8 protein-coding genes are annotated in these 5371 nt (G+C 61.4%); 5 read left to right on the top strand and 3 right to left on the bottom strand.

Annotation, left to right across the window (positions count from 1 at the left end; translation table 11 throughout):
* A partial coding sequence (locus AAFX91_RS38685; protein WP_394570003.1) for a hypothetical protein occupies nt 1–409 on the top strand: 409 nt, incomplete at its 5' end.
* A gap of 82 nt (nt 410–491) precedes the next feature.
* Here the strand turns inward: AAFX91_RS38685 and AAFX91_RS38680 are convergent.
* A complete protein-coding gene (locus tag AAFX91_RS38680) occupies nt 492–1046 on the bottom strand; it encodes a hypothetical protein (RefSeq protein WP_394570001.1) in 555 nt (184 codons plus the stop codon).
* A 252-nt stretch (nt 1047–1298) separates the two neighbouring features.
* Here AAFX91_RS38680 and AAFX91_RS38675 point away from each other — a divergent pair, with 252 nt between their 5' ends.
* Nucleotides 1299–1832 (top strand): hypothetical protein, encoded by a 534-nt coding sequence (locus AAFX91_RS38675; RefSeq protein ID WP_394569999.1) that lies wholly within the window; start codon nt 1299–1301, stop codon nt 1830–1832.
* 549 nt (nt 1833–2381) lie between these two features.
* On the opposite strand, the gene AAFX91_RS38670 is transcribed toward AAFX91_RS38675, so the two are convergent.
* On the bottom strand, nt 2382–2627 hold the full coding sequence (locus tag AAFX91_RS38670) for a DUF3551 domain-containing protein (protein ID WP_394569997.1): 246 nt from the start codon (nt 2625–2627) through the stop codon (nt 2382–2384).
* 588 nt (nt 2628–3215) lie between these two features.
* Here AAFX91_RS38670 and AAFX91_RS38665 point away from each other — a divergent pair.
* Nucleotides 3216–4175, top strand: a complete 960-nt coding sequence (locus AAFX91_RS38665) for a hypothetical protein (RefSeq protein ID WP_130584064.1) — start codon at nt 3216–3218, stop codon at nt 4173–4175.
* 108 nt (nt 4176–4283) lie between these two features.
* Here AAFX91_RS38665 and AAFX91_RS38660 read toward each other — a convergent pair whose 3' ends face one another.
* Nucleotides 4284–4553, bottom strand: coding sequence for a DUF2312 domain-containing protein (locus tag AAFX91_RS38660; RefSeq protein WP_130584065.1), 270 nt, complete (start codon nt 4551–4553; stop codon nt 4284–4286).
* 261 nt (nt 4554–4814) lie between these two features.
* Here AAFX91_RS38660 and AAFX91_RS38655 point away from each other — a divergent pair, with 261 nt between their 5' ends.
* Both AAFX91_RS38655 and AAFX91_RS38650 read left to right on the top strand, forming a co-directional pair.
* Nucleotides 4815–5045, top strand: coding sequence for a DUF6894 family protein (locus AAFX91_RS38655; RefSeq protein ID WP_394569995.1), 231 nt, complete (start codon nt 4815–4817; stop codon nt 5043–5045).
* Between the two features lie 8 nt (nt 5046–5053).
* Nucleotides 5054–5218 (top strand): hypothetical protein, encoded by a 165-nt coding sequence (locus AAFX91_RS38650; protein WP_394569994.1) that lies wholly within the window; start codon nt 5054–5056, stop codon nt 5216–5218.
* The last annotated feature ends 153 nt before the right edge of the window (nt 5219–5371 follow it).

Here is a 5371-nt window from a genome sequence, read left to right as displayed (position 1 = left end):
ATCATGCGCTCCGTCTATCAAACGGAGCAGCCCCTTCCAACTAAGCACGTGGTCCCACAATCGGGGTCCATTTCAAAGAGCACTCGACGACGATTGGAGACCTATCGAACTCGATCGGAGTGATGCAGCATACATTGAGGCGGAACAAGCGCTCGACGAAGCTATCTCCACAATAGAAAAAGACAATGCGTTCGCGGCGAACCTGCCCGAAGAGAGAGACGGTATACTTCAAACATTGCGGGAAGGAGCAGAATGGCTAAAGCACAAAGCTCCCACGAAGAGACAGTTGAAGGCTCTCCTCATTTCACCGCTGGACTGGGTTGTATCCAATTTTTCCAAAACCGTAATGGCAGAGATCGCAAAGAAAGCTGCAGAAAAGCTTTGGGCGCTCTTAAATCTTCTCACATAACTCAGCTCGTAGGACCGTAGGGCGGGTTAGCGAAGCGTAACCCGCCGACTCTGTCGTGAGCGAACGGCGGATTATGCTGACGCTAATCCGCCCTACGCACTGGGCCGGTCGCGACAGGGAAGTTTGACTTTTGCCCCATAACGTCGAGTTCGACACGGTCGCCGTGGACCTCATAACTCCAGGGTGGCTCCACAAAGGTAGACCACAATTTCCGTCCGTCCACATCCCAAGCGGCCAGTTCAAGCTCGGCTGACATAAGGACGATGTTACCGTGCCGCTTCCATCCCCAGAATCCGACATCCGCTACATCGCGCCAGAGACGTCGAACAGGCGAGAGCTTGTATGCAAGCAGCGATGTTCCAGCTCCGACAAAAACGAGGTGCCGATCCGGTACCAATAGGATGCCTGGACAAAAGCCGCTCTCGGGGCCAGGGCTGAAGCGCAATGCGACCACCAAATCAGGCCAGTTCGCCGCGCTACTGCCAACGGCAAAGAACAGAGCTGTCCCTTCCGCTGATCGGATCCCAAGATCCTCACTTAGAACTGCCTGATGCACGTATTCCGAATACATCGACGGCAAACCACCGACGCTCGCCTTCACAGCGTACTGATCGCAGCAAAAAACTAGCTCTGTCATGCCCTCGCTCATCAGCCTACACAAATCACCATCATAATTTTCCGCCGAGAAAAATCGACAGCCCGGGCGGATCAGCCGAAGGCGTAATCTGCCGCTCACTCTCCGTACATCGGCGGGCTATGCTTCGCTAACCCGCCCTGCGCACTGAGGCTCGGTCCCAGGGAACCCCTCTGCGTCGGAGGCGTTGAAGCGACGGGCGGGCGGAAGCCGTGTCACGACCTCATTGTCGCTTCGGCAAGACAGGAGAGCGCGATGAAACGAATGCTCATCCTTGCGGTCCCTCTGTGGCTTGGCGTGTCTGCCGCCACTCACGCGCAGGTGAGTTCGTCGGTGGGCACGCAGCCGACCCCTCAGGTCAGTGCTCAAACCGGCGCGCAGGTCAACTCCCCGACCAACGCGGTGAGCACGGTGACCGGCGCGATCGTGCCATCCGGCCAGGGAGTGACCGGGGCAACGGGAGGAAGCTTCAGTAGCGTTGCCCCCGTGGCGGTGCCCTGTCCGGCCGGCGTGTCGCTGAGCGCCAATCTGACGGCGTTCGGCTGCGCGTCCGATCCGCTCGGCGCCCCAACCTACCAGATTCCGGCGGAGGCAGGGGCTACCGCGGTGACAACGGGACCAGTGGGCGGCATTGGCGCCAACACGCAAACCGTCACGCCCAACGCCACGTCGGGCGCGGGTAGCGCTGGCGGCGGCGCCTCATCGAGCTCGCGCTGTCTCGGCGCAATACCGTCAACGGCCGGCAACGCCGGCTCAGCCGATCTCTTCGGCGGCATCGGCGGGTGTTAGGACCGTGGGGCGGATTAGCCGAAGGCGTAATCCGCCGCTCACTCTCCGTACATCGGCAGGTTAAGCTTCGCTAACCCGCCTTACGCTCGCGTAGCCGCTGACGGCCGCAAAAGGCAAGTCGATCATCCCGGTCCTGAACCGCTACAAGTAAATCGGGTGCAGTCCTGGTAGACACCCCGACACTCGAACGATGGTAGCTGTTTCAGATGACGGCAGTCGCGATATCGCGCACGACAGCTATTCACGCATTGCTGCTTGGCGGTCCGAGCGGCTGCCAATGTAGCAGTGGCGAGATCGGACTCGCGCGCATTGAGTGTGCCAATACTCAAGGACAGAGGCACTGCCAGGAGTGCGCAGACGACGGCAAACGACGGCTTGGTGCATTTCATGGCTCAGCTCCCGTTTGGGGCGCGCGGGTCGTTGCGTGGCCGGTCCGCTTGCCGGACGCGGTGCAGATGAAGCGAGCGTCAACGTCGGACAGCCGGATCTCGTCCGACAAGCCGTTCGCGTTGAGCCCGCCGCGCGGGGCTTCTTTATGTCAACACGATCTCAGTGCGGCGGCGGCCAGCGGCCTGGCTGCGTGTAGAAAAAGGCAAAGCGCGGGTTGATCCCGCAATACGAGAACGTGCCGGATGCGCTCGCCGCGCATTGTTCGTAGGTCCAGAAGTGGCAAAGGCCCGGAAGGCCCCAGTCCTTTCCCTGCAGGCAGTAAGGGTAGTCCTGTGCGGCGGCTGGCGAGATTGCTCCCGCCGCTGCTGGAACGGCAATGGACAGGGCGAATATGAGACGTCGCATGAGATGCCTCCTGAGATTGGTGCCTGGTTCGACGGAGGAAGTCGTTCTTGCGATATTGCCGAGAAGCGGCGCGATCGATTTCGAACCAATCGAGCACAGGCCCGAAGGTGCGCACCAGGGAAGGAAAGTAGTCGCGATCCGTCCGAGAAACAGGGCGCCCAGCCAGCATGGGCCCACTGGGAACGGCGCGCTATGCGGATTCGGCATCTGCGCAGCTCAACGGTCGCTTGCGAAGCCGTCAGATCGTAGTTCATCGGCGGGTTACACGGAGCCTGTCAGTTGCGCGAAGCGCGGACCCGGAAAAACGCTCTACGAAGCACCACTGCATCCCTATACCGCGGCGCTGATGGCCGTCATTCCTGTCATGGCCCCCGGCGAGCGCCACGACCTCTGGTTTCAATATCGCATCCGACCAAAGCCCAATTGTAACGGCGATAGGCTGTCGCCCCGACTTGACTAGCGGAAGCGGCCGGCCGAGGTCGCCTTAAATTCTCCCTCATGCCCGCCTTGTCTTGATCGACACGGCGACGAGAACTATCCTCCCGATAATCTCGGACTGCCGCACTCATTCCGTTGCTGCAAGACTGAATGGAGAGCGCATCGGTGGCTGACACGGACGACCCGAAGCCGGACGAACCGCAGGGCATGCCGCGCGCCGATGGCGAGCTGGCCCGGGCCTATGAACGGATCAAGAGTGCCGGCGAAGACCTTACGCGGCTCGACCGATTGGTCTCCGGATTGGAGCGCGGCGGCGATAGCCAACCGATCCGGCAGGAAGGTGCCGGCACAGAGCGATCCGACACTGCCACCGTGAACGAGGCACCAACGTCGGAGAACCCGGCTCGCGACCCGGCGCCGCGACGGGGTCGCCCCGTGCTGCGAGCCCTCGCGGGCCTTCTGTTGGCGATAGGCATCGCTGGTGCCGCGCTCGCCGCGCGATATGGCGATGAGGCCAAGGCGATCATGGCGCGATGGACGCCGCACGTCTCGGCACTGCCTCCAGAGGCGGCCGAGCGTCGCGATCCGGCGAAATCGCTGGTTGTCCAGGTAGCAGACGCGGCTGAACAGCCTTCCGCGCCGGCGCCCGCGAGCCCCAAGGAAGCGCCGGCGCCTTCGAACCCCAAGGAAACGAAAGACGCTCCGCCAGCCGGCGCCACCACATCCGCCGCCCCGGCATCCGTCGATGTGGCGCAATCGCTCAAGACCATCGCGCAGGGCCTTGTGAGCATTAACAATAAGCTCGAGCAATTAAAGAGCAGTCACGAACAAACGCTTCGCGAGCATGCCGACTCTATTCAACAGCTCAAGACGGCTCAGGAGCAGAATGCCCGAGACAGCGCGCGCATCGCCGAGCAGATACAGGCGCTGCAAGGGCAGCTTGCCACCCTGTCCGCGAAACCCTCCGCGCCGACCGTCAAGAAAGAGAACAATGTGGCCGCGCGCCCGCACGGGCCCGCCGCAATCGAACCTCGGCGGCCCAGACGGCCGCCAGCGCCTTGGATGCCCCCGCCGTATACGGTCGACCCCTATGACGATCCCTATTGGTGAGCCGCAGCCCGTAGGGCGGGTTGGCCGAAGGCGTAATCCGCCGCTCACTCCAGCGCGTCGGCGGGTTACGCTGCGGCAACCCGCCCTACGCACTTCACGTCGCTTGCGTCACGCCGCCTTGGCGGTCTTTTCCGGCGGCGAGGTTTCCATCGCGCGCATGTAGAGATCGAGCAGGGATTCGCGCTCGTCGCGCTCTTCCTTATCTTCCTTCCGCAGCTTGATGATCTCCTTGAGGATCTTCACGTCGAAGCCTTCGCCCTTGGCTTCCGAGAAGACTTCCTTCTTTTGCTCGTTCAACTCCTGCAATTCGGTGTCCAGGTTCTCGATCCGCTCGACGAAGGAACGAATACGCCCGCCGGGAATGGTGATGTCAGACATGGTGCCTCTTTGCTGAATGAGGTCGTGAAAATGGGCTTAAAGAAATAAACAATGCGTTAACCTCGGGGCTCGCGGAAGCGGCCCCCGCCGGGCCAACCGCTTGGCGGATTTGAGCCTCAGCCGAGCAAATCAATCCCAGTCGACTTGAGTCGAAACCTCAGCATTCCCCGTAATTTCCCGATGGGGGATCACCCGGATTCTCCGCCGTCATCCGAGCTGCTATCGGTAGGCTGCGAGGTCGCTTGCCGCAGGAGGCGGAACATGGCTGAACTGTATTTCCATTGCTCCGACGCCCAACACGTCTTGATCGATGAATGCGGTCACGCGATGGACTTGGCCGAGGCACGCGAGCATGCGGAAGGCCTGGTGCGCGTGCTCATCATGACGCCCAGCGAAGAAGATTGGCGCGGCTGGATCCTGCACGTCACCGATGAGCTCGGCGACGAAGTCCTCGTCGTGCCGTTCGCGTCCGTGCTCGGCAAGTCGCACTGAGCGCCGCCATGCCGCTCGCCAAAGCCTCCTGGAGGCCGCTCCGCCGGCGCCTGCACGCGATCGTCGCAAGCTGCCACAAGCTGATCGGAACCGTCTGCAACCCCTATCGGCCTGAGCTTCACTACATGCGAGGGCGCGGCCCGAAGTGGCACGCCAAGCACCGGGTTTCCTAGAGCGTGATGACGTTTCTTTGAATCGTCATCCCGCTTTAGCTTTTTGTTTGCGCATGATCTTTTCGGAAAACCGGTCTCCACTTTTCCGGATCATGCTCTAGGCCGTGTGGACTCTTGGGATTCTCAAATCAGATTGAACGTGATTCAAGGCTT

This window comes from Bradyrhizobium sp. 31Argb (assembly GCF_043638955.1).
Classification (GTDB): Bacteria; Pseudomonadota; Alphaproteobacteria; order Rhizobiales; family Xanthobacteraceae; genus Bradyrhizobium.
Note: the sequence above shows the minus strand (reverse complement) of the source record. Positions and strands in the feature narration are given on the sequence as shown.

Excerpts from the sequence above, each read along its gene's own strand:
- AAFX91_RS38660 (WP_130584065.1), bottom strand. The coding sequence starts at position 4,553 with ATGTCTGACATCACCATTCCCGGCGGGCGTATTCGTTCCTTCGTCGAG.
- AAFX91_RS38670 (WP_394569997.1), bottom strand. The coding sequence starts at position 2,627 with ATGCGACGTCTCATATTCGCCCTGTCCATTGCCGTTCCAGCAGCGGCG.
- AAFX91_RS38675 (WP_394569999.1), top strand. The coding sequence starts at position 1,299 with ATGAAACGAATGCTCATCCTTGCGGTCCCTCTGTGGCTTGGCGTGTCT.
- AAFX91_RS38650 (WP_394569994.1), top strand. The coding sequence starts at position 5,054 with ATGCCGCTCGCCAAAGCCTCCTGGAGGCCGCTCCGCCGGCGCCTGCAC.
- AAFX91_RS38665 (WP_130584064.1), top strand. The coding sequence starts at position 3,216 with ATGGAGAGCGCATCGGTGGCTGACACGGACGACCCGAAGCCGGACGAA.
- AAFX91_RS38680 (WP_394570001.1), bottom strand. The coding sequence starts at position 1,046 with ATGACAGAGCTAGTTTTTTGCTGCGATCAGTACGCTGTGAAGGCGAGC.
- AAFX91_RS38655 (WP_394569995.1), top strand. The coding sequence starts at position 4,815 with ATGGCTGAACTGTATTTCCATTGCTCCGACGCCCAACACGTCTTGATC.